Source organism: Bacillus stercoris (assembly GCF_029772985.1).
In the GTDB taxonomy this organism is placed as follows: Bacteria; Bacillota; Bacilli; order Bacillales; family Bacillaceae; genus Bacillus; species Bacillus stercoris.
In genome coordinates this window covers 1,265,682-1,289,630 of record NZ_CP121861.1, presented here as the reverse complement: position 1 = coordinate 1,289,630, position 23,949 = coordinate 1,265,682, and the positions used below count along the sequence as shown (strand labels likewise).

Here is a 23,949-nt window from a genome sequence, read left to right as displayed (position 1 = left end):
AAAGATCCCGCTCATCCGGCGGGATCTTTTATTTATGAAGAGATTGATGCATGCTTTTTTGTTTCTTTAGCTGATTTTAGCCGTTTGTCATATAAAAGCGTAGTGGCAATACTGATCAGCAGCAATACCAATAAAGATAAAACAAGAGCCTTAATGCCGTAATGGTCGACAAGCACTCCTCCGAACAGAGGGCCAATCATTCTGCCGCCTGTCGCCGCACTATTGACAAAGCCTTGATAAAAGCCTTCTTTCCCTTTAGGGGCAAGCTGATTGGCAATCGTCGGCACTGCAGGCCAAACAAGCATTTCTCCGATCGTCAGGATCACCATCGCAGCCAGAAACATTGGAAATTGCTTTGCTGTTAACAGCATGCTGAAAGACACAATAAAAATGATAAAGCCGATGACCATTTGCGCTTTTAGCGACTCGGCCCATTTTTTCACCACAAAACCGACAAGCGGCTGGCCAAGCACAATGAGAATTCCGTTAACCGTCCAGAGCACGCTGTATAAGGAAAGAGAGATTCCAATGCTTTGCGTGTACGAAGCAATTGTGGTGGACCACTGAGAATAAGCCAGCCACCCGAGTACATAGCCCCCGCTTAAAATGATGAGCGCGGCAAATTTTGCTTTGCTGTTCACAGCATCATAATCAAGCACAGATGTTTGGGACGCATCTCCCGTCTGAATATTTCGAAATCCGAAATATACGATAAAGAAAAAGACCAGATACAATACGGCATTCGCCAAAAATACATATGAAAACGAGAAAGATGCAACGACACCGCCAAGCGCTGAACCGACGGCCACACCTGCGTTTTGCGCGACATATATCGCATTAAATGCCTTCCTTCCCCCTTCAGGCCATACCGATCCTGCCATTGCGTAGCTGGCCGGAAAAACAACACCGGAGCCAAAGCCCACAATCGTCAGCAGCACAATATAGGCTGGCCAATCATGAAAAAAGACAAGGCCCATCAGGCTTGCTAACGTAATCGCAATTCCAAGCATAATCGATTTAAAGCCGCCAATTTTATCAAACAAAAAACCGCCGCATAAATTTCCAGCTACACTGGCGCCGGAATTCAGCATCAGGACAAGTCCGGCTACTGTTAACGATTTTCCCAAATGGTTATGGATATAAATCGTATTCAGCGGCCATAAAAAAGAAGCACCCGTCACATTGATAAACATTCCAATAACTAATATTTTAAGAGCACGCGGCATACTCATCCCCCTTTCTTCCCTAAAAAAGCTCATGAAAAAAACGAAACCTAAAACGGCTCCGTATGAATCCAGTTATCATAGCACATTCATTCTATCTGTCTATCTCACATTTTTCAACTGATGAGCGTGAAAAAATCTAACAAATATGGTTCAAAAAATGTAAAATAAATAGAAAAAGGGGTAATAATATGGAAATGGTATTAGCATTCTTAGGTTTTCTTGCATGTCTCATTTCGTTTGGATACGGATTGTATCACCTCGCCAGATATGTTTTAAAAAAAGAAAAACGTTTCTCTAAAAAACTTTTTTGGCCGCTTTTGATAGGGGGCCTGGTGCTGCTCTTCACCGGGGCAGGCTTGTCAGAACCTGATGCTGCCGCAGCAAATGCTGAGAAAAAATATTCAGCGCTAAACGCCGAATATAAAAGTCTCACAAAAGAGCATGAGGAACTTGAAAAAGAATATAAATCTGTCAGCTCTGAAGCAAAGAAATTAAAAGACAATACAGAAGATCAAGACAAGCTTGAGAAGCTTGAAAAAGAAAATCGCGAACTAAAAAAGACTCAGAAATCATTAAAAACTGAGTTGAAAGAGCTTCAAGAAAATCAAAAGCAGCTCAAAGAAGATACAAAAACAATAAAAACTGAAAATGAAACACTCCGACAAGATAAAACAAAGCTTGAAAAGCAATTAAAAGAGGCAAATAGCCAAACTGCCAGTTCTCATGAAGACGCTGGAAGTTCTTCAAGCAATACGAATAAAAGTGATGAAACCAAGACAGCTGACAAAGCAGAAGGCTGTCATATCAAAGGAAGCAAAAACGGCATCTACCACACGCCAGGCAGTACATACTATGACCGGACAACCGATCCGGCGGAAATGTTTTGCTCAGTTGAAGAAGCTGAAGCCGCCGGTTACCGGGCGCCAAAACGATAAACAAAAAGCTCCAGAATGTCTGGAGCTTTTTCTGTTTCACAACGACGATTTAATGACCTTCTTATAATAAAGAACTGACAGAAAACCAAAAATGGAATAGAGCGCAGTATATAATACCATCACCATAATCATAGGCGTCCACACCTCTGATCCAAATAAGAACCAGCCGGATTGGACGGCAAAGTAACTGTGGAAGAGGCCGACAACCAGCGGAATGCCGAAGTTGTACATTTGTTTAATGCGTATCCCCTTTATCAGGTCGCCTTGCGTAAAGCCGAGTTTTCTTAAAATTGTATAGCTCGGTTTTTCATCTTCACTTTCTCCCATTTGTTTAAAATAAAGGATACATCCTGATGTGATCAGGAACGTTAACCCTAAGAAGCCAACGATGAACATCACGATACCAAACAGTGATTTTTGCGCAATGCTTGTATCCAGTCTTGATAAATGCTCGTTTTTCTTGTTTACCTGTTGAAAAAGTTCATTTGCTTTTTCCATTTGATCTTTATGTTTCACATTGATGCCAATAAATCTAGATTGCGCCAGCTGAATGCGGGGGTCTTTATCCTTGTCCAGCTGTTGAAACAGGCTGTCATCCACAATGACGGCAGGCATGCCCCCGCTTGTAAACGTATAGGACACAAGAAACTCTTCTCTTAATCCTTTATATTTTAATGGTTCCGTCTCATGCTTGCTTTTCACTTTAATAACACCAGAGTCCTTGAAGACCATTATTTTTTTCAGCAAGTCGGTGTATCCTGAGAAAACGGCTTCTCCAGACGCCACATCGACACCTTTTACATCTTTGTCGCTAACAACAGCAAGCTGCATGTTGCTAGGATCACCCTGCATCTCTTTCGGAGTTCCATCCATGATATTTGCAATGTCAACATTTGCTTGCAGGACAGGGGTTACTTTTGTAACAAACGAGATGTTGCTTTCACTCAAACTGTTTTCAAATAACTTGGCATCTTTCTCGTTCATGAATGAAAAATCAGCCGCTACATTTTGTTCAGCGGTCTTTTCTGACGAGTAATACGAGATGTAAGCAAGAGATAACAGCCCGATCGCGAGCGCTGAAACGGTTGTAATAATCGTCAGCAGCAACGCGTTCGATTTCATTCTGAACATGATCGATGACAGTGACAGGACCTCAGAAATATTTAAGTAGCCGCCCTTGCTTTTTCGAATGATGTTCGAGATAAATGTAACCGAACCTTTATAAAACAAAAACGTCCCGATAATGACGCTCCCCAGAATAAAGCTCATCGCACCAAACAGTTCATTAATGCTCTTGAATTTTCCGCCAAACAGCTCAGAAGACACATAGTATCCTGTCAAAATCAGCACGATGCCTAAAGCGCCGATTATCATTTGGAAAAATGATATTTTCTTCACTTTGTCTTCAGTGGAGGACGTTACTTTAAACAAAGATAAAATACTCTGTTTTTTGATAAACGTATAATTCATGATCATAATCAAAAGGTAAATGCCGCAGAACACAATGACCGTTTGGACCAAGGCCTGCTCAGAAAAATGCAGCTTCGCATCCGCTTTGACATCGACAATTTTGAACAGAATCATCAAGACCAGCTTCGATATCGAAAACCCGGCCGCGACCCCGATCGCTAATGAACCGAAATACAGCATGACATTTTCTGCGCTTAAGATGCGAAAAATTTTATGCTTTGTCATTCCAATTAATTGAAACAGCCCGATTTCTTTGCTCCGTCTCTTAATAAAAATCGTATTGGCATATAAAATGAAGATCGCCACTACAGCCACAAGCAAAATCGAAGCGGTTTTAATAGCCGCGGCTCCCTTGATTGAACCCTTCACTTCGTTAATTGCTGGATCATACTGCAGCGTGACAAAGGCGAAATAAAGCGCCACGCTAAAGATGAGCGCAAACACATACAGATAGTAATTCCGAAGATTCTTTTTCAAATTTCGCAGGATGAGCTGATTAATGTTCATGCTGCACCCCGCCTAACACGCCTTGCGTTTTCATAATATCCTGGAAAAACGTTTGCCTGTCCTGGCCCCCTTTATTCAGCTGTGTATACATTTGCCCGTCCTTAATGAAAATGACTCTGCCGCAGTAGCTGGCCGCGACAGGATCATGGGTGACCATAATAATCGTGGCGTTGCGTTTTTGGTTGAGCTGACTCAGCTTGTTTAATAAATCGGAGGCCGATTTCGAATCGAGCGCACCCGTCGGTTCATCAGCAAAAATAATACTCGGGTCATGAATAAACGCTCTTCCGGCGGATGTTCTCTGCTTCTGGCCGCCGGAAATTTCATTCGGGTACTTATCCCGCAATTCATATATTCCCAGTTCCTTTGCAACTTCCTCAAACTTACGATTGGCTTCCTTTTTTGACAGTTTCGTGATTGATAATGGCAGAAGGATATTTTCTTTCACTGTCAATGTATCCAACAAATTGTAATCCTGGAAGATAAAGCCTAAATGCTGTTTTCTGAATTCAGCCAGCTGCTTTTCCTTCATAGCCGTCATGTCATTTCCATTAATATGAATGGTTCCGTGACTGACCTGATCGATTGAGGACAGTACATTAAGCAAAGTGGTTTTTCCTGACCCGGAAGCACCCATAATACTGACGAATTCGCCCTTTTCAATGTGAAGATCAATGCCCTTCAGCACTTCCTGTTTATTCAGCTTGTTTCCATAACTTTTTCGAATTTTATTCGCTTCTAAAATCATCATTTATGCAGTCTCCTTTATATTGGATAATCTCATTATAAAAAGGAATGCCGGGCTTTTCCTTCGATACGGCGAACAAAAAAGAAAAGCATGTGACATTTTCGTCACACGCTTATGACCCGTTCAAAATGATTCCGTTTCGGAAAGGTTAATGTAAAAACTGTCCCCGCACCGAACTCCGACTCAACATCAACATGAATCAATAACGGCGCCGCTGCTTTTTTCACCAAGTACAGCCCCATGCCAGTGGACGCTTGATTATGGTGATCTGTTGTGGATGTAAACCCTTTATCAAAAATACGAGGTACATCCTTTGGATCAATGCCCCTGCCACAGTCTTTCACTTGGAGCTGCGTCTGTTCCCCTTTTTGAAAGCTTTTGATTTCAATTTCAGAGGCTTCGCTGTATTTCACCGCATTTGTCAGCAGCTGCCTGATGATAAACGCCAGCCATTTTGCATCGCTCAGCACTTCTTCAGCCTCAAGCTGTATGTCAAAACCGACCCCTTTTTGGATACACCACGATTGTAAATCTTTGATTTCCTTGAAAATCAAAGGCTGAAGCTGAATAAATTCTACAGACAGATCGTTTTCAATAAATGAAATGCGTTTTTGATGAAGCTGTTGATCAAGAAGCAGGTGAATACGCAGCCATTCATATGACAGCTGGGATTTCAAAGCTTTTTCTTCCATTCTGTCAATGATTAAATGCATTGCTGTTAATGGGGTTTTGACCTCATGAATCCATGCCATCAGCTCATCTTTTTCATTTTCCAATGCTAAGCGATGCTGTGTTGCAGTCTGCTTCAAGTGTTCCGTTTGCCCGGTAATGCTTCTTTCAACGATTGCTTCAAATGGCGTTTCCGGTTCATTTATGGCAGTCACATCGAGATTGTTTTCCCATGTTTTCAGGCTTTTATAAAACGCGGTTTCTTTCCGATAGCGAAACCATAGGAATATAACAAAAAACAAGATGCACAAATACACCATATAAAAGACATTTTCAAATGATATGGAAGGATCAACAAAAGCTACGACCAGCATTAAAGCCTGCTGAAACAAAAACGCGGCAATCCAGCTTCGCCTTTCGGTAAGGAATGCTTTAATCATAGAACTGATCCTCTTCCTTCGCGATGTAGCCCTGGCCCACCTTTGTCTCGATATATACGCCAAGCTGCAGGGCGTCCAGTTTTTTTCGCAGGCGATTGACATTGACGGTCAGCGTATTATCACTTACAAAACGCTCATCGTTCCACAAGTTTCTGATCAGTTCTTCCCGGCTGACGATCTTGTTTTTTTGCTCTATTAATTGTTTAAGAATGAACATCTCGTTTTTGGTCAGCTCAACAGATCCTTTGTCGTTGCTGACGAGGTTTTGCTCCGCATCTATAGCAGCGCCACACCATGTTTTAATTGCGCTCGGTTCCGTATTATAATGGTGTACACGCCGGAACATCGCTTGGATTTTCGCTATCAGCACATCAAAATGAAACGGCTTTTGAATAAAGTCATCTGCCCCGAGCTGCATGGACATCACCATATCAGCAGGATGATCCCGAGAGGATAAAAAGAGAATCGGAACATTTGACCGGGAGCGGATCAGCCGGCACCAATGAAAACCGTCAAATTTAGGCAGCTGTACATCAATAATGACACAATCAGGATTAACTGCCGCAAATTCCTGCAGCACTTGACTGAAATCCTGAATGCCGTATACATCATAGGACCATCCCGTTAAACGATCCTTGATTTCCTGAAACAGCGATTCATCATCTTCAATCAGCAAAAGTTTAAACAATCGACTCACCGCACTTTTTCCTTTTTTATCAAGTGTATAGCAAAACGCCATCATGCGCTATAGAGAAAGCCGGCTGTCTCAGCCGGCTCGTTTGCATTATAATTCTCTTCTCAACGCTGTCAGCACGTTGGTTTTGGTTGCTTTTCTCGCCGGATTCATTCCGGAAATAACTGCGACCCCTCCGCAAATTACAACGGCAATGATCACTAGGCTCGCCGGGATGTAGGAGAATGTGTAATTCAAATCGCCCGCATCGCTTCCGCTTGTGGCCGCAAGAATCATCGGAACGGCCAGGTTGACAAGGTAGCTCACGCCGTAGGAAATGATAATTCCAATCACACAGCCTAAAATCCCGATATATGCGCTTTCCATCAGGAACATTCGGCGAATGATAGACGGACTTGCCCCAATCGCTTTCATAATGCCGATCTCTTGCGTTCTCTCTGTCACCGCCATCGTCATCGTGTTAAAAATGCCGATCGCTGAAATGATAACCGCGATACATCCGACAAAGATCAGTCCGATTTTGAAGACCATGAAGAAGGTGTTGGCTCCCTCAAGTTCGGTAGTCACTGATGTGACATAGTATCCGTCATCTGTTAGATCCTTTGTCAGCTGTTCCACGTTCTCAAATTTATCAGCAAAAACGCCAATGTTAGTTTCAACGTTCCCGCCTTTAAAATCTAAGAATTCCGAAAAATCCTTTTTGAATTGATCACTGATGAAAATGTTTGAGTCCTCCATCCAGTCTTGAGATGGTTTTTTTGTAATACCGACAATTTTAAAGTCATATGTTTTTGTTTTTGTAACATCGCCTGTTTTAGGATCTGTCTTCGATACACTTAGTTCAATTGTTTTGTTCAGAATGTCTTTCGTATAGCCCTTTGGTTCTTTTATATCTTCTGGATTGCCTTTTGCCTCTTCGATTTTTTTGTTATATTCTTCCGATTCTTTTTTCGTCAATAATCTCTTTGCGAAGTCGTATCCTACTACGATTTCATTTTCCGACTTTGCGACTCTTCCCTTTTCCAATTCCATATTGGCCTTTAATTCATCATTCATATTAGTAAAAATGAGATTTGAGCTTTCATTTGTGCGATTGCCTAAAGTAGCTTTGTTTGGTTCATATACTTGCGTTCTTTCGACAACTGACCTTACGTGATCGTACTTCTCTAAATCAGCTTTTTTAATCGGCTTGTCTCCTTCCTTGCCCATTACACTGACTTTCGTTACAATCTGCTGGCTCATTGTCATATCTGTAATCGTCTTTTGAATCCCAAATCCAACCGACGACAGCACAACCAAAAACGCACACGCCATTGTTGTCGCAAGAATCGTCATAAAGACGCGAAGCCTGTTTTTCTTCATATTTCTTCTGATAAAATGAACCTGATCCTTAAACCTCAACGGTAATTCCCCCTTTTAGCACACCATCATGGAGCTGAAATTTTGAATGCCCGATAGAAGCGACTTCATCATCGTGAGTAATGATCACAAATGTAATGCCGCGCTCGCGATTCAGCTGCTGGATCAATTCCAGCACTTCATGTTCCGTTTCCGAATCAAGGCTTCCCGTCGGCTCATCCGCTAAGATAATCGAAGGATTTAAAATCAACGCTCGAGCAATACTGACACGCTGCTGCTGGCCGCCTGACAGTTCATTCGGATAATGAGCGGCGTGGTTTTCCAGACCGACGCGTTTCAGCATGTCCTGCACCTTTTGCTTCCGCTCAGAAGGCTTGATTCCTTTTAACGCCAACGGCATTTCAACATTCTCATACGTCGTTAAACCCGGAATGAGCTGAAAGCTTTGGAAAATAAACCCGAAATGGTCAAGCCGAAATTGCGCCCATTCCTTTTCATTAAACCCCGTAACATCAGTGCCATTAATGACAATCCGCCCTTTTGTCGGCGATATGTAGCCGGAAATCAAATTCAAAAGCGTTGATTTCCCTGATCCGCTTCGCCCGACAATACAGGCGATTTCCCCTTTCGCCACGCTTAATGAAACATCCTTCAATACTGGAACTTCATTCTCACGGCCCTTTTTTCCGATCGTGAAAGAATGGTCGATATGCTGAACATCTATCATATGTTCTCTCTCCCTTACAAAAGTTTTGTTTTTTTATAAATCGCAAAATAACTAATCAAGAAACCGATTACCGCACCGGCAGCCATGCCAATGAGATAGCCTGTAAAGCTCTCGCTGGCGGAAAATCCAAAGTACCCAAAGCCCATGATTCCTATGATAATAACGATGATCTGCACCGGACGGTCAAGCGGCTTCCATAAGAAGAAGTACCCGTTTCTTTCATTAGATAGTTTGACAAAACTAATATAGCCGATGATGTAGAAGATGATAGTCATGATAGCCGGAATCACTAAATAATATGGTGAATTCTCAACCCATTTCGCGTCTACATAGATTATCGGAATGAAATACTGCACCCATTTGGGTACTGGACCATGGATAAAATCTATTGATCCGCCAAAAAGGATCTCAAGGTTGATCGCAGGCAGGCTGATGAGCAAAAATGGCGAAATGGCCACGGTAAATGAGACCAAAAGCTGGGCAAAAATATTGCCTGTCAGAGCTCCACCCGCCATAACAAGCGAATAAGCCAGCATGCTGACAATGATCATCCCAAGGCTGTAATTGTGAAAATAAACGGCCTGATCTGGCTTCAAAAGCATGATCAGCAAAACAGACAAAACGTAACCTATGAGCTGCGGCACCACAATCACCATTCCGCCGGTAAAGAACTTCGCATGAAATATCTGCCCTCGTGTATATGGAAGGCTTAATGTAAAATCAAAGAAGCTCTTGCTACGTTCAATCCCAAGCTGGCTAACTGCCAAAACGACTCCCCAAATCCAAAAAAATGAGATAAATGTGCCGTTTAAATAATCAACACTGAATACGCAGGGACCAACCCAATTTTCTTTTGAGGTGACACAGCCTTGATAGATGAGATACATATTTATAATTGATAAGGGATTACCTAGTATAAAAACCAAAATGGTGATAACTAAGGCGACTTTATTTTGTTTCCACTCTTTATAAAACAGTCCGGAATCCGGCAACTCACTTCCCTCCAAACCTAAGGCATTTCTTACACTTTTGTTTTCTTAAATATAGAGAAGTAGCTCACAAAGAATCCAACTACAGCTCCAATAATCATCCCAAAAATATAACCAATAATGGAATGTCCGGCAGAATATCCAAACAAACCAAATCCAAGAATGCCAAAAATGATAACCAAAATTTGTACCGGACGGTCTAATCTCTTCCAAAGAAAAAAGTATCCGTTTCGCTCACTTGGATGCTTTTTAAAGCTTATATAGCCAATCAAGTAAAACAGAATGCTCATGGCAGCCGGAATGAATAAAATATATTTACTGTTGGTAAGCCAGTCATTCGAAACATAAACAAGGGGAAATAAATACATGAGAGCATTTTCCAATCCATAATAAGATTCCATCGAAGAGAAAATCTCATATATATGAAAATCAAAAACAATTTCCAAATTGGTAAGCGGCAATGCAAGGATTAAATACGGCAATATCCCGGCAGAAAGTGCAGTTAATAGCTGGGCAAAAGCATTTCCAGTTAACGCTCCGGCGGCCATTACCAGTGAGTAAGCCATAAAGCTAATCACGATTACTCCAACGCTGCTGTGCTCAAAAAAGTAGACGTGTTCAGGGTTATAGACAAGAATCAGCAGCCACGCAAATAAAAAGCCAATTAATTGCGACACCACAATGACAAAACCGCCTAACCAAAATTTCGTCTGAAAAATTTGGCTTCTGTTATATGGAAGGCTTAAAATAAAATCCATCGTGCCTTTTGAACGTTCCATTCCCAGGAGACAGACCGCCAATATGACACCCGGCATCCAGTTGATATCCATCAGATTACTTTTATAATTCACAATAAAATTACAATATTGCGTGTATTGGTGATCAAGACATCCTTGATAAGACAAATACGTATTCACAATAGAGAGCGGATTTGCCAACACTAAAAACACGATACTTAACAAAATCACCACTTGATTCTGCTTCCACTCTCGATAGAGGAGACCTCGGTCTACCATCTCCGCTTCCCTCCAAACTTCGCAATGAACACTTCTTCTAAGTTGACAGGAAGCTCATTCCATACTTTTGGCTTCAGCTCTCTCAAAAAGCTCTTTTTCTCCTCGTCGCTTTTCGGAATCAGCACCGTATAGAACACGCCGGCCTGATCGAGCATCGGAATGTTTTGCTCCCTGATCGCCAGATTGACATCTGTGTCAAACGCCATTTGAATTTTGATGTATTCTTCTTTTAATTCATCAAGATCCATTACATTTGTCAGCCTGTTATCTTCGAGAAAACCAATTCGGTTGCACATCCGCTCTATGTCCTCAAGCCGGTGGGAAGTGATCAGGATGCTCGTATCACGCTCTGCCACTTCATCGACCATAAGCTGCAGCACATCATGCCTTGTCACTGCATCTATTCCGTCCGTCGGCTCATCCAGAAGAATCAGCGCCGGTCTCGCCGCAAACGACAGAACGAGCGATAGCTGTTTTTTTAAGCCCGTCGACAGTTCGCGATATTTTTTCGTTTCCGGAATTTCGTACCTGTTCATCAGCTCATTCGCGTACGTGACATCAAATTTCGGATAGATTCTTCTCAAAATATCGACTAACTGCTTGTATGTATACTTATCGTAAAACGGATTTTGAACAGGCATGTAGATGATATTTTGTTTGACCTTCGGATGCTTTTTGATTTCTACGCCGTCAAATAAAATTGTCCCGCTGTCTGCGAAAATGATTTGCTGGATTAAGCGGAGCATCGTTGTTTTTCCTGATCCATTGCGTCCAAGCAATCCGAAGATTTCTCCTTTTTCGATTGTTAATGAAACATCTTTTAATACTTGATTGCCGTCAATCGTTTTTGACAGCTGCCGCAGTTCAATCATTTTCTTTGCCTCCCTTCACATCAGCACTGATTTCCTTTATCCATTCTTGCAGTTTTTCCAGCTCAACCCCTGCATAGTGTGCATCGATGATGAGCTGTTTGAGTTGCTCTTTAATCATCGCCATCTTCCCTTCAACCAGTGTCGTTTTTGCATTCTCCGATATATAGGTTCCTCTGCCCCGCAGCGTCTCAATAATTCCCTCTCGCTCAAGCTCTTTGTACGCTTTGCTGACAGTGTTCGGATTCGCAATAATGATCGTCGCCAATTCTCTGACAGAAGGAAGCTTATCACCAGGCTTCATGATCCCTTTCAAACAAAGCTCTTTCATTTGCTGAATAATTTGTTCGTAAATGGGTGTTGAGCTTCTTGGATCGATTTGAATCATTTACTTCCCTACTTTCTATACGATCTGAACCTTTTACAGATAAAAATGATCAATGATACTTTTTTGCCATTCAAAACCGATCATCACGAGAACAAGAAAAAAAGAACAAGCGATCACAGATGCCGCAATCAGCATTGGCACGTTACGTTTGTTTCGTTTTTTATGTTTCATAACTGCCTCCCTTAATTTCAATATATAATGGTGTTACATCAGTGTCTATAGTGTATTACTTCAATTAGTACACTTAATACAATAAATACTTTGGCACTTAAAGTCAATCCTTTTTTTACAAAAAAACGGACCCTTATGAAAAGGGTCCGTTACCTACACATCAAGAGGGTGCTGCAGGATCATATTATTTTGCAAAGCTTGAAGCTGAAGCCTCATTCTGTACAGCTGTTCTCTCTGCTGATCATTTGACGACAGCCATAGCTTATTCAAGGCATTTACCGCATCTTCAAGCTGCATTTGCGCATCACTATATTCTTGATCGTTATAATGCTCTTGTTTAGAAGCGATTTTCAGCTGTTCTTCAGCATAATCATACGCCTGCATACATTGCTGGAGATGTTCATCTACTGATTGTCTTGTTGCCACAGTAACCCCTCCTCTTGGTAATGGAAGTCATCCATCATTCTTATTGTAGCCTCATCTGACTTTGTTCAATAAAGTAATTTATGGTCGATATTCATTTGTTCTCTTGTGAAATGCGTGCTACAATTTTAGGATGCAATCGTACGCAAGGAGGCACATGAATTGTGATGCAGAACAATCCTTTTCCTTATTCAAATACGGAAAAACGCTATCATACATTGAATTATCATCTTAGAGATCATTTCGGCCATAAGGTGTTTAAAGTGGCGCTTGACGGTGGCTTTGACTGTCCAAACCGAGACGGCACCGTTGCTCACGGAGGCTGTACTTTTTGCAGCGCAGCAGGCTCCGGTGATTTCGCCGGGAACCGGGCCGATGATTTAATTACGCAATTCCATGACATCAAAAACCGCATGCACGAAAAATGGAAGGACGGCAAATACATCGCTTATTTTCAGGCTTTCACAAACACTCACGCCCCGGTTGAGGTGCTTCGTGAGAAATTCGAATCCGTCCTCGCCTTAGATGATGTGGTCGGCATTTCGATCGCCACACGCCCGGACTGTCTGCCTGATGATGTCGTCGACTACTTGGCAGAGCTGAATGAACGCACGTATTTGTGGGTGGAGCTTGGACTTCAAACGGTTCATGAACGGACTGCACTTCTGATCAACCGCGCACATGATTTTAATTGCTATGTGGAAGGCGTCAATAAATTAAGAAAACACGGCATACGTGTCTGCTCGCATATTATCAACGGACTGCCTTTGGAAGACCGGGACATGATGATGGAAACGGCAAAGGCCGTCGCAGATTTGGACGTCCAAGGCATTAAAATCCATCTGCTTCACCTATTAAAAGGCACGCCGATGGTCAAGCAATATGAAAAGGGAAAACTGAAATTCCTTTCTCAAGATGATTATGTGCAGCTCGTCTGCGATCAGCTTGAGATCATTCCGCCGGAAATGATCGTCCACCGCATTACAGGTGATGGACCGATTGAGTTGATGATCGGGCCAATGTGGAGCGTCAACAAATGGGAAGTGCTTGGCGCCATTAATAAAGAGCTGGAAAATCGAGGCAGCTATCAAGGAAAGTTCTTTCAGCGGCTTGAGGAGGAATCAGCGCTATGATATTGAAGAAAATTCTTCCTTACAGCAAAGAACTGCTGAAAATGGCCGCAGGAGAAGGAGATATCGTTGTAGATGCAACGATGGGCAACGGACATGATACACAGTTTTTAGCGGAGCTTGTCGGTCAAAACGGCCACGTGTACGCTTTTGACATTCAAGAATCAGCCGTGGCCAATACACAGGAACGGCTCGGTGAGACTTATCAAGCGCGAACAACATTATTTCACAAAAGCCATGACAAAATCGCTGAATCCCTTCCGCCTGAAACACATGGCAAAGTGGCGGCCGCGGTATTTAACCTCGGTTATTTGCCGGGCGGGGACAAATCAATTACAACAAACGGCAGTTCTACGATCAAAGCAATTGAACAGCTTCTCAGCATCATGAAAGACGAAGGCCTGATCGTTCTCGTCGTCTATCACGGCCACCCGGAAGGCAAAGCGGAAAAAAATGATGTGCTTGAGTTTTGCCGGGACTTGGACCAGCAAACAGCCCGTGTATTAACATACGGATTTATCAATCAGCAAAATGACCCGCCATTTATTGTCGCCATCGAAAAAAAAGCTCAGATCAGCAAATGATTTGAGCTTTTTTCTTTGAGTTTTTCATCCAGGACATTTTTTGAAATTTCCGGTAGGCTCTGCCGTTGATATAAAAGAAAAAGGAAGTTTTTCCGCTGGCTTTGATCAGCTTCCTTGCGAGCCGGCCCATTTCCTTTTGGCCCGCCACTTTATCATCCGACAAATAAACGCCAAGCAAGCCTCGATTGATTAAACGATGGAAGTTTTCATGCGGAATGCCTTGTAAATGCTCGTCGGCTTTATGGATAAAGTGTTCAAGCCGATTCATCATCTCTTCATGAGACTGATAATACGAGCAGAAATTCAAGTCTCCTTCCAGCAAGTCCTCCTCTTGATCAATCAAATAATCAAGCAGAATATGAAGGCCCTGTATGTAAGGAAAATAACTGTCGCGGATTTTTTTAGCGGTGCTTTCTGTGAAATCAGGCTGGAACGAATACGCAACTAGACAGAAAATGCCTAATGTTGAACCTGCACAGGCTGAAAATTCATACCATTCCATCTCAGGGAGCTCTGATTCATATTGAGTAAACCACTTTTCAAGCCGCGGAACACGTTCATGCTCAATGACATGCTTATGCACCTGCAAATCGCAATAATAGCCGCACAGTTCAAGCAGATAAGGTTTAATCATGTCATAGTGCTCAATGGAGCCGAGAACACGCTGGCACGTTTTGACCAGTTCATGCAAATATCCGCTGTCATCCTGTTCTTCTCTGAATTGATAATAGTTTTGCAGTTCAGCCCCCACTGTCAGTGCGTCCTGCATTGAGGCATGGAGCATCCGAAAGTCCTGCGGGTCAAGTGAGGTGCTGCGGTCACACAGATTGTCCAAATAATCACTAATCGTTTGATATGCGATGATAAACTCGACACATTTCTGTTTTTGGCTGCCTGACAATAAAGCCAGTATTCCGCCGCCTTCACAGTGAAACGTTTTGTCTCGAATACTTGCGGTTGCCTGCGCTTTTAACTCACTGTTATGAATCGATTCTGATTTTTGCTTCCATATGTCCAGCTCTTGATGAACGAGCGGAAAAATATCTCGATATACCTTTGCCATCAATCCAAAAGGATGTTCCGGTACTGTCAACACATGCACCCCCAACTAGTTCAAATATATTGATCAGTAAACGCTCTTGCTGCTTTAAAGACATCTTCTCTTTCGGGTTCATTAAAGATCTCATGATAAAGCCCTTCCCACTCTCTGTACGCTTTATTATGAGAAGCAACGCCATTAAACCACTTGATGACCATCGTTTTATCAACAAGCTTGTCATCACCGGCCTGCATCACAAGAAGCGGCACTTTCAAAAATGCATCTGTCGGCACCATCGCTGACTCAATTGTCTTTAAAAGCTCTCTGTACCATCTGACAGAAACTTTCCTGACGTATAACGAATCATTTTGGTCAGCCTCGATGACATCCTCATTGCGCGTCGCCATATCAATTGATAATCCCGAATCAACCTTAAGCGACGGAGCGATGACATTCAGGCCTCTTGATGCAAGGTCAAGCGCTTTATTGACTTTAATTTGCAGTCCGAGACACGGTGATGATAAAATAATTCCCGTAATGCGGGGATTTCTTTGTTGTTTAAACCATTCAATCGCGACCAGACCGCCCATGCTGTGACCTAAAAGAAAAACCGGCAGATCAAAGGTTCGCGCTTTATCTATCCAAGCATCTACTTCATCAATGTATTCTTGAAAAGAGCGAATATGCCCTCTTGCCCTTGTCGTTGTTCCCTGTCCAGGCAAATCGCCCATGACAACGTGATAACCCGAAGATCGCCACATTTCAATCAGCCATTTATATCGTCCGTGATATTCACTTGCCCCGTGAATGATTACAATCACTGCAACAGGTCTGTCTGCTTTCCAGGTCCACATGCTCTTCACCTCATACGAAATTTAAATAGAGAAAGAAGGATGAATCTTATGATCTACCCTTATAAGGAACACATGCCAGATATCCACCCAACAGCCTTTATAGCTGACAATGCAACAATTATCGGTGATGTCGTGATCGGAGAACAGTCCAGCGTTTGGTTTTCTGTTGTCATAAGGGGAGATGTTGCGCCGACCAGAATCGGAAACAGAGTCAATATCCAAGATTTGAGCTGCCTCCACCAAAGCCCGAACAAGACGCTGCTCATTGAAGATGACGCCACGATAGGCCATCAGGTTACACTTCACAGTGCTGTCATCCGCAAGAACGCCTTAATCGGCATGGGCTCAATCATTTTAGACGGAGCCGAAATTGGCGAAGGCGCCTTTATTGGTGCCGGCAGTCTGGTCCCGCCCGGAAAAATTATTCCGCCTGGCCATCTCGCCTTCGGCCGCCCTGCAAAAGTCATCCGCCCTTTGACGGAAGAAGACCGAAAAGATATGCAAAGAATACGGTCAGAATATGTAGAAAAGGGCCAATATTATAAATCACTTCAACAAACATAAGACCTGCTTCGTCTTACTTTACCATTTTTCAAATTATATTTGAAAGCAATAACCATCGTTAACCCGGACGTCATGACGGTTCGGGTTTCAATTTTTCCATAAAACGTTCACATGTCGCATTAAACATATAAACGTATGACTTTTATCTTATCACAAAACTGTAAAAAGCCTCTGCAAAAACACATACCTATTCTTTCCTGTTCTCTATTTTCTATGAGCACACAAAAAGAGCCCACTGGGAGCTCTTTTTGTCAGCTGATATTTCGTTCACTGTCATTAGCCGCATTTTTTTTATGAAAACCTTTTCCATAGTACACGGCAAGCAAGATGAGAAACCATATCGGCCCGATAATCACGGCTACTCTTGTATCAGGGCTGTAAGCCATAAGAATGACGACGAATGCCAGAAATGCCAATGACACATAAGACGTAAACGGAAAGAAAGGCATTTTATACTTTAAGTGTTTCTTTTCTTCGGGCTTCAAACTTTTCCTGTATTTGATTTGAGAAAGCAAAATGATTGCCCACGTCCAAATCGCTCCGAACGTCGCAATACTTGTAACCCAAGTAAATACCTTCGCAGGGACAACGTAGTTTAACAGCACTCCGACTAATAAAGCGCCCGCTGAAGCCAGAACAGCTTTACCCGGGATGCCGCCTTTTGTCAGCTGACCGTATGCTTGTGGCGCCTCTCTCTGTTCCGCTAAGTTAAACAGCATCCGCCCTGTGCTGAAAATACCGCTGTTGCATGAAGACAGCGCGGCCGTCAACACGACAAAGTTAATGATGCCTGCAGCTGATGGAATACCCACTTTTTGGAATGTGAGAACAAATGGGCTTCCCTGGGAGCCAATTTCCTGCCACGGATAAATAGACATAATGACAAATAAAGCGCCTACATAAAAAATCAAAATCCGCCAAAATACTGTATCGATTGCTTTGGCTAACGATTTTTGCGGGTTTTTTACTTCGCCAGCCGTCACCCCGATCATTTCAATCCCTAAATAGGCGAACATCACCATTTGAAGCGACAATAAAACCCCTTTTATTCCATGAGGGAAAAATCCTCCGTTATTCCATAAATTGCTGATTCCGGTTGCAATGCCCCCATTGCCGACTCCTGCAATAATCATCAATAAACCGACAGCAATCATAGATAGGATCGCGACAATTTTAATCAATGCGAACCAAAATTCCAGCTCGCCGTAAGCTTTGACAGCCAGGAAATTAACACCCGTCATAATGATCAGCGCCGATAATGCCCAAATCCAGTTTGGCACATCAGGAAACCAGAACCCCATATAGATGCCGACAGCAGTAATTTCAGCCATACAGGTGACAACCCATAAAAACCAGTAGTTCCACCCTGTTAAATAGCCTGCAAGCGGTCCCAAATAATCACGCGCATACCTGCTGAAGGAACCGGCAACCGGTTTTTGAATGGCCATTTCCCCAAGCGCTCTCATAATAAAAAACATGACCAGGCCGCTTGCGGCATATGCTACCAAAATACCTGGCCCTGCTAACTGAATAGCTGATGCGGAGCCGAGGAACAACCCCACTCCTATGGCAGCTCCTAAAGACATTAAAGAAATATGCCTTTCTTCGAGTCCGCGGTGCAGCTCTTGTTTTTGTTTTTGCATGCTTTCTTCTCCCCTAGAAAAAAATATCATTAAATCATTTTTCTGAATATTGCGTGTGGATTGGGTAAATCAATGATGATGGAGAAATAAAAGGATAATAACAAGGCTTTCGACTAATCGAAAGCCTTGTTGTCTGTTACACAAAGATGACTTCTTTAGGCTGATGGCTCAGCTCTTCAGGCATATACCGTTTTTCAATATTAATGCTGTGCCAGATCATAAAGATCAGTACAGTCCAGATTTTACGGCTGTTATCAGCCTTGTCCGCACAATGGTCTTCAAGAAGCTGAAGGACATAATCCTTATGGATATATGCATCCGTTTGGCTTTCTTGAATAATATTTCGCACCCATTCGTTCATTTCGTTTTTCAGCCAATGACGGATCGGTACAGGGAAACCAAGCTTTTTGCGGTTTAATACGTGCTCAGGCACAATTCCTTCAGCGGCTTTGCGAAGAAGATACTTCGTCGTGCCGTTTTTCGTTTTCAGCTCATCAGGAATTTTTGAAGCGACGTCAAATACGACTTTATCTAAGAACGGCACACGCAGTTCCAAAGAATTTGCCATCGTCATTTTATCCGCTTTTAACAAAATGTCGCCGCGCATCCAAGTGTGGATATCGACATACTGCATTTTGTTGATATCGCTGTACGAGCTGCTTTCTGTAAAGTAAGTCTTCGTCACATCGCGATATGAAAGGTTCGGATTATAATGCTTCAACAGCTGCTTTTTGACAGACTCTTCAAAGATTTTCGCGTTACCGATATAACGATCTTGAAGCGGAGTACAGCCGCGCTCAAGAAGGCTCTTTCCTCTCATCCCTTCAGGCATAACGGCAGCAACGTGCAGAAGCATTTTTTTCAGGCCGGACGGAATGCGTTCAAATGGTTTGAGCGAAAGCGGTTCACGGTAAATGTTATATCCGCCGAAGAGCTCATCCGCTCCTTCACCTGATAAAGCAACCGTTACATGTTTTTTCGCTTCTTTTGCAACAAAGTACAACGGAATCGCTGCCGGATCAGCAAGCGGGTCATCAAAATGCCATACGATCTTCGGAAGCTCATTCATGTATTCCTCAGGCGAAATGACTTTGCTGATATTTTCAATGCCCAGCGCCGCTGCAGTTTCTTTCGCTACATCGACTTCACTGAAGCCCTGCTGTTCAAAGCCGACTGAGAATGTTTTTAAGCTTGGATGAAATTCCTTCGCAACAGACACAATAAAGGAAGAATCAATTCCGCCAGACAGGAATGAACCGACAGGAACGTCACTTCTCATATGAACGTTTACAGAGTCATAGATCGCGTCTCTGACTTCTTTTACAAGCTTGTCTTCTTCAGTCTGAACCGGCTTGAAGTTCGCTTTGAAATACGTCTTGAATGTGATATCGCCGTCCGGGCGGATTGTGAACTGTGAACCCGGCTCTACTTTTTTCACATGGGCATCAAGCGTGTTTGGTTCAGGAACAAATTGGAAAGACATGTACTGCTGCAATGCCTCTTTGTCTATTTCAATATCATTCTGAGCAACCATTAAACTTTTTCTCTCTGAGGCAAAATAAACCTGATCATTGATCGTTGTGTAGTACAACGGTTTAATGCCGAATGGATCTCTTGCTCCATAAAGCACATGATCGTTTTTATTCCAAATCAGAAAGGCAAACATACCGCGCAATTTGGACGCCGCTTCTTCTTTATAATGACGGTAAGTCGCAAGAAGAACCTCTGTGTCCGAATCCGTGTTGAATGTGTACCCCTTTGCTTCAAGCTCTTCTCTCAGTTCAATATAGTTATAGATTTCCCCGTTAAAGATAATCCAATATGTTTCATCTTCATATGATAAAGGCTGTCCGCCATTTTCTACATCAATAATGCTGAGACGTCTGAATCCGAATCCGACGTGCTCATCATGGAAATATCCATCACTGTCAGGACCGCGGTGAACGATCATTTGGTTCATTTGTTTGATTAGTTCTTCTTGATCAGCGGTTTGAGCTAACGGATGCTTGTTAAAAACCCCGACAAATCCACACATAGTATTGCCTCCATAATTAAAATTGTCATCATTGAACCCCTATTTATAGACGCTGTGAATAGTATTTGGTTTCACAGTTATGTAAAAAAATAAACATGAATACAACGATAAAAAAGGAAAGCCGCTTAACCAGTAAGCGGCTATAAAATTATTCTCCTAACGCTTCTTTACGCAGCTGCTCCGCTTTGTCTGTACGCTCCCATGGAAGGTCAACATCGTGACGTCCAAAGTGGCCGTACGCAGCAGTTTGTTTGTAGATCGGACGGCGTAAATCAAGCATTTTGATAATGCCGGCAGGTCGTAAATCAAAGTTATTGCGGACAACTTCAATCAGTTTTTCCTCAGAAGCTTTTCCGGAACCGAACGTGTTGATTGAGATTGACACAGGCTGTGCAACACCAATCGCGTAAGCAAGCTGTACTTCGCAAGAATCAGCAAGCTCAGCCGCAACGATGTTTTTCGCAACGTATCTTGCTGCATAAGCCGCAGAACGGTCTACCTTCGTCGCATCCTTTCCTGAGAACGCGCCTCCGCCGTGGCGTGCATAGCCGCCGTACGTATCAACGATGATTTTGCGTCCTGTAAGTCCCGCATCCCCTTGAGGGCCTCCGATTACGAAACGTCCTGTTGGGTTGATGAAATATTTTGTTTCTTCATCAATCAGCTCTTTAGGAACAACCGGATTGATGACATGTTCTTTAATGTTACGCTGAATTTGCTCAAGTGTAATTTCAGGGTGATGCTGAGTTGAAATAACAATCGCGTCAATGCGGACAGGCTTGTTATTTTCATCGTACTCAACCGTTACCTGTGTTTTGCCGTCAGGGCGAAGGTACGGAAGAATATCTTCTTTACGGACTTCACTTAGGCGGCGGGCTAATTTATGAGCAAGTGAAATTGGAAGAGGCATAAGCTCTTTCGTTTCGTTGCACGCATAACCGAACATTAAACCTTGGTCACCAGCACCGATCGCTTCAATTTCTTCTTCGCTCATTGTGCCTTCACGGGCTTCAAGCGCTTGGTCTACACCCATTGCGATATCAGCAGACTGCTCATCAATTGATGTTAAAACCGCACAAGTTTCCGCATCAAATCCGTATTTCGCACGTGTGTATCCGATTTCTTTAATGGTTTGGCGCACTGTTTTTGGAATGTCAACATACGTAGATGTTGTGATCTCTCCGCTGACAAGAACCAAACCAGTTGTCACAGATGTTTCACAAGCAACACGCGCGTTAGGGTCTTTCTTTAAAATTTCATCTAAAATGCTGTCAGAAATCTGGTCACAGATTTTATCTGGATGCCCCTCCGTAACAGATTCTGATGTAAATAAACGACGATTTTTACTCATGATTTGCTTCCTCCTGCACAAGGTCTCCCGATAGACCTTGCATATATGATACGGAACTCGCTCCCTCTTATACAATGTAACGTTATATTAGAGAATGTTAATTGGCATATTTATGAAATAAAAAAACCTTTTCCATCGAGGAAAGGGTTTGGTCTTTGTGCCTTTCACTCTTATCGCTCAAGGAATCATACAACCTTGCAACAGGTTAGCACCTTGGTTGTCTCACTCAGTTCAACATAATAAATAACAGAGAAACCGGTTGCTGGGCTTCATAGGGCCTGTCCCTCCGCCAGCTCGGGATAAGAGTATCCGCTCAATGAAATATCTTATCGTAAAAGGGTTTGCAATGTCAATATGATTCAGAAGAAATAGGCACCTATATTGAGGGAAAACAATGGAAATGCACACACAAAAAATGATAAATAGTATAGACTATTTGAAAATATATGTTATACTAATTCACAATTAGCAAAACACAAAAAACGATAAAGGAAGGTTTCATATGAACTCAGTTGATTTGACCGCTGATTTACAAGCCTTATTAACAAGTCCAAATGTGCGTCATAATTTATCAGCAGCACAGCTAACAGAAAAAGTACTCTCCCGAAACGAAGGCATTTTAACATCCACGGGTGCTGTTCGCGCGACAACAGGCGCTTACACAGGACGTTCACCTAAAGATAAATTCATCGTGGAGGAAGAAAGCACGAAAAATAAGATCGATTGGGGCCCGGTGAATCAGCCGATTTCAGAAGAAGCGTTTGATCGACTTTATACGAAAGTTGTCAGCTACCTGAAACAGCGAGATGAGCTGTTTGTTTTCGAAGGATTTGCGGGAGCAGACGAGAAATACAGGCTGCCGATCACTGTCGTAAATGAGTTCGCATGGCACAATTTATTTGCGCGGCAGCTGTTCATCCGTCCGGAAGGCAATGATAAGAAAACAGTTGAGCAGCCGTTCACCATTCTTTCTGCTCCGCATTTCAAAGCGGACCCAAAAACAGACGGCACTCATTCCGAAACGTTTATTATTGTCTCTTTCGAAAAACGGACGATTTTAATCGGGGGAACAGAGTATGCCGGAGAAATGAAGAAGTCCATTTTCTCCATTATGAATTTCCTGCTGCCTGAAAGAGATATTTTATCCATGCACTGCTCCGCCAATGTCGGTGAAAAAGGTGATGTCGCCCTTTTCTTCGGACTGTCAGGAACAGGAAAGACCACTCTTTCAGCCGATGCTGACCGCAAGCTGATCGGTGACGATGAACATGGCTGGTCTGATACAGGCGTCTTTAATATCGAAGGCGGATGCTACGCTAAGTGCATTCACTTAAGCGAGGAGAAGGAACCTCAGATCTTTAACGCAATCCGTTTCGGATCAGTTCTCGAGAATGTCGTTGTTGATGAAGACACACGTGAAGCCAATTATGATGATTCCTTCTATACTGAAAACACGCGGGCAGCTTACCCGATCCATATGATTGATAACATCGTGACTCCAAGCATGGCAGGCCATCCGTCTGCAATTGTATTTTTGACGGCTGATGCCTTCGGAGTCCTGCCGCCGATCAGCAAACTGACGAAGGAACAGGCGATGTATCATTTCTTGAGCGGTTACACGAGCAAGCTTGCCGGAACTGAACGAGGTGTGACGTCACCTGAAACGACGTTCTCCACTTGCTTCGGCTCACCGTTCCTGCCGCTTCCTGCTCACGTCTATGCTGAAATGCTCGGCAAAAAGATCGATGAACACGGCGCAGACGTTTTCTTGGTCAATACCGGCTGGACCGGGGGCGGCTATGGCACTGGCGAACGAATGAAGCTTTCTTACACAAGAGCAATGGTCAAAGCAGCGATTGAAGGTAAATTAGAGGATGCAGAAATCATAACTGACGATATTTTTGGCCTGCACATCCCGGCTCATGTTCCTGGCGTTCCTGATCACATCCTTCAGCCTGAAAACACGTGGGCCAACAAGGAAGAATACAGAGAAAAGGCATTCTACCTTGCAAATGAATTCAAAGAGAATTTTAAAAAGTTCGCACATACAGATGCCATTGCACAGGCAGGCGGCCCTCTCGTTTAAAAAGCAAAAGCCAAGAGCAATTAGCTCTTGGC

At 43.0% G+C, this 23,949-nt stretch carries 23 protein-coding genes and 1 riboswitch; of the genes, 5 read left to right on the top strand and 18 right to left on the bottom strand.

The genetic code is table 11. From position 1 onward, the window contains the following. Positions 1 to 32: 32 nt before the first annotated feature. Entirely contained in the window at positions 33 to 1,226 is a 1,194-nt protein-coding gene (locus QA442_RS06725) for an MDR family MFS transporter (RefSeq protein WP_095432467.1), read from the bottom strand. 188 nt (positions 1,227 to 1,414) lie between these two features. On the opposite strand from QA442_RS06725, the gene QA442_RS06720 reads away from it, so the two are divergent. After that, positions 1,415 to 2,161, top strand: a complete 747-nt coding sequence (locus QA442_RS06720; protein WP_095432468.1) for an LMBR1 domain-containing protein — start codon at positions 1,415 to 1,417, stop codon at positions 2,159 to 2,161. Between the two features lie 36 nt (positions 2,162 to 2,197). Here the strand turns inward: QA442_RS06720 and bceB are convergent, their stop codons facing one another. The 12 genes from bceB to QA442_RS06660 all read right to left on the bottom strand — a co-directional run bounded on the left by bceB (position 2,198) and on the right by QA442_RS06660 (position 12,634). Further along, positions 2,198 to 4,138 carry a bacitracin ABC transporter permease BceB gene (bceB, locus tag QA442_RS06715; protein ID WP_095432469.1) on the bottom strand — a complete coding sequence of 647 codons (1,941 nt, stop codon included), beginning with the start codon at positions 4,136 to 4,138 and terminating at the stop codon, positions 2,198 to 2,200. Then, positions 4,128 to 4,889, bottom strand: a complete 762-nt coding sequence (gene bceA / locus QA442_RS06710; protein ID WP_014477722.1) for a bacitracin ABC transporter ATP-binding protein BceA — start codon at positions 4,887 to 4,889, stop codon at positions 4,128 to 4,130. The genes bceB and bceA overlap by 11 nt, the downstream gene beginning before the upstream one ends. A gap of 101 nt (positions 4,890 to 4,990) precedes the next feature. Further along, positions 4,991 to 5,995, bottom strand: a complete 1,005-nt coding sequence (gene bceS, locus QA442_RS06705; protein ID WP_095432470.1) for a two-component sensor histidine kinase BceS — start codon at positions 5,993 to 5,995, stop codon at positions 4,991 to 4,993. Then, complete coding sequence (gene bceR, locus QA442_RS06700; RefSeq protein WP_095432510.1) at positions 5,988 to 6,683, bottom strand: two-component response regulator BceR; 696 nt, start codon at positions 6,681 to 6,683, stop codon at positions 5,988 to 5,990. The genes bceS and bceR overlap by 8 nt, the downstream gene beginning before the upstream one ends. Before the next feature lie 96 nt (positions 6,684 to 6,779). Beyond that, the gene (ytrF, locus tag QA442_RS06695; protein WP_095432471.1) at positions 6,780 to 8,090 is read right to left on the bottom strand and encodes an ABC transporter permease YtrF; all 1,311 of its coding nucleotides are present in this window, start codon (positions 8,088 to 8,090) and stop codon (positions 6,780 to 6,782) included. Next, complete coding sequence (gene ytrE / locus QA442_RS06690; RefSeq protein WP_003229129.1) at positions 8,080 to 8,775, bottom strand: ABC transporter ATP-binding protein YtrE; 696 nt, start codon at positions 8,773 to 8,775, stop codon at positions 8,080 to 8,082. The genes ytrF and ytrE overlap by 11 nt, the downstream gene beginning before the upstream one ends. A 14-nt stretch (positions 8,776 to 8,789) precedes the next feature. After that, positions 8,790 to 9,767, bottom strand: coding sequence for an ABC transporter permease YtrD (gene ytrD / locus QA442_RS06685; RefSeq protein ID WP_095432472.1), 978 nt, complete (start codon positions 9,765 to 9,767; stop codon positions 8,790 to 8,792). Between the two features lie 29 nt (positions 9,768 to 9,796). Beyond that, complete coding sequence (gene ytrC, locus QA442_RS06680) at positions 9,797 to 10,780, bottom strand: ABC transporter permease YtrC (RefSeq protein ID WP_095432473.1); 984 nt, start codon at positions 10,778 to 10,780, stop codon at positions 9,797 to 9,799. Continuing rightward, positions 10,774 to 11,652 (bottom strand): ABC transporter ATP-binding protein YtrB, encoded by an 879-nt coding sequence (gene ytrB, locus QA442_RS06675; RefSeq protein ID WP_024572828.1) that lies wholly within the window; start codon positions 11,650 to 11,652, stop codon positions 10,774 to 10,776. The genes ytrC and ytrB overlap by 7 nt, the downstream gene beginning before the upstream one ends. Next, complete coding sequence (ytrA, locus tag QA442_RS06670) at positions 11,645 to 12,037, bottom strand: GntR family transcriptional regulator YtrA (RefSeq protein WP_095432474.1); 393 nt, start codon at positions 12,035 to 12,037, stop codon at positions 11,645 to 11,647. Before ytrA ends, ytrB begins: the two co-directional genes overlap by 8 nt. A gap of 33 nt (positions 12,038 to 12,070) precedes the next feature. Continuing rightward, on the bottom strand, positions 12,071 to 12,208 hold the full coding sequence (locus tag QA442_RS06665) for a hypothetical protein (protein WP_003229119.1): 138 nt from the start codon (positions 12,206 to 12,208) through the stop codon (positions 12,071 to 12,073). 153 nt (positions 12,209 to 12,361) lie between these two features. Further along, entirely contained in the window at positions 12,362 to 12,634 is a 273-nt protein-coding gene (locus tag QA442_RS06660; protein ID WP_014665073.1) for a YtzC family protein, read from the bottom strand. 161 nt (positions 12,635 to 12,795) lie between these two features. On the opposite strand from QA442_RS06660, the gene mnmL reads away from it, so the two are divergent. Beyond that, positions 12,796 to 13,764 (top strand): tRNA modification radical SAM protein MnmL/YtqA, encoded by a 969-nt coding sequence (gene mnmL / locus QA442_RS06655; RefSeq protein WP_095432475.1) that lies wholly within the window; start codon positions 12,796 to 12,798, stop codon positions 13,762 to 13,764. Continuing rightward, positions 13,761 to 14,345 (top strand): tRNA 5-(aminomethyl)-2-thiouridylate-methyltransferase MnmM, encoded by a 585-nt coding sequence (gene mnmM / locus QA442_RS06650; protein ID WP_069840176.1) that lies wholly within the window; start codon positions 13,761 to 13,763, stop codon positions 14,343 to 14,345. Before mnmL ends, mnmM begins: the two co-directional genes overlap by 4 nt. On the opposite strand, the gene tbcS is transcribed toward mnmM, so the two are convergent. Continuing rightward, positions 14,335 to 15,438, bottom strand: coding sequence for a tetraprenyl-beta-curcumene synthase (gene tbcS, locus QA442_RS06645; protein ID WP_040082058.1), 1,104 nt, complete (start codon positions 15,436 to 15,438; stop codon positions 14,335 to 14,337). The genes mnmM and tbcS overlap by 11 nt on opposite strands. Positions 15,439 to 15,458: 20 nt before the next feature. Beyond that, a complete protein-coding gene (gene ytpA / locus QA442_RS06640; RefSeq protein WP_069150119.1) occupies positions 15,459 to 16,238 on the bottom strand; it encodes a phospholipase YtpA in 780 nt (259 codons plus the stop codon). A 48-nt stretch (positions 16,239 to 16,286) separates the two neighbouring features. Between ytpA and QA442_RS06635 the strand changes: the two genes are divergently transcribed. Further along, on the top strand, positions 16,287 to 16,802 hold the full coding sequence (locus tag QA442_RS06635) for a gamma carbonic anhydrase (RefSeq protein WP_095432476.1): 516 nt from the start codon (positions 16,287 to 16,289) through the stop codon (positions 16,800 to 16,802). A 251-nt stretch (positions 16,803 to 17,053) separates the two neighbouring features. Here the strand turns inward: QA442_RS06635 and alaP are convergent, their stop codons facing one another. The 3 genes from alaP to metK all read right to left on the bottom strand — a co-directional run bounded on the left by alaP (position 17,054) and on the right by metK (position 21,831). Beyond that, on the bottom strand, positions 17,054 to 18,445 hold the full coding sequence (gene alaP / locus QA442_RS06630; protein WP_095432477.1) for an alanine permease AlaP: 1,392 nt from the start codon (positions 18,443 to 18,445) through the stop codon (positions 17,054 to 17,056). Positions 18,446 to 18,581: 136 nt separating this feature from the next. Beyond that, entirely contained in the window at positions 18,582 to 20,480 is a 1,899-nt protein-coding gene (gene asnB / locus QA442_RS06625; protein WP_014665080.1) for an asparagine synthase (glutamine-hydrolyzing), read from the bottom strand. A gap of 148 nt (positions 20,481 to 20,628) precedes the next feature. Beyond that, the gene (gene metK, locus QA442_RS06620) at positions 20,629 to 21,831 is read right to left on the bottom strand and encodes a methionine adenosyltransferase (protein WP_014665081.1); all 1,203 of its coding nucleotides are present in this window, start codon (positions 21,829 to 21,831) and stop codon (positions 20,629 to 20,631) included. Positions 21,832 to 21,998: 167 nt separating this feature from the next. Continuing rightward, positions 21,999 to 22,137: riboswitch (SAM riboswitch) on the bottom strand. 196 nt (positions 22,138 to 22,333) lie between these two features. Between metK and pckA the strand changes: the two genes are divergently transcribed. Further along, complete coding sequence (gene pckA, locus QA442_RS06615; protein ID WP_014665082.1) at positions 22,334 to 23,917, top strand: phosphoenolpyruvate carboxykinase (ATP); 1,584 nt, start codon at positions 22,334 to 22,336, stop codon at positions 23,915 to 23,917. The last annotated feature ends 32 nt before the right edge of the window (positions 23,918 to 23,949 follow it).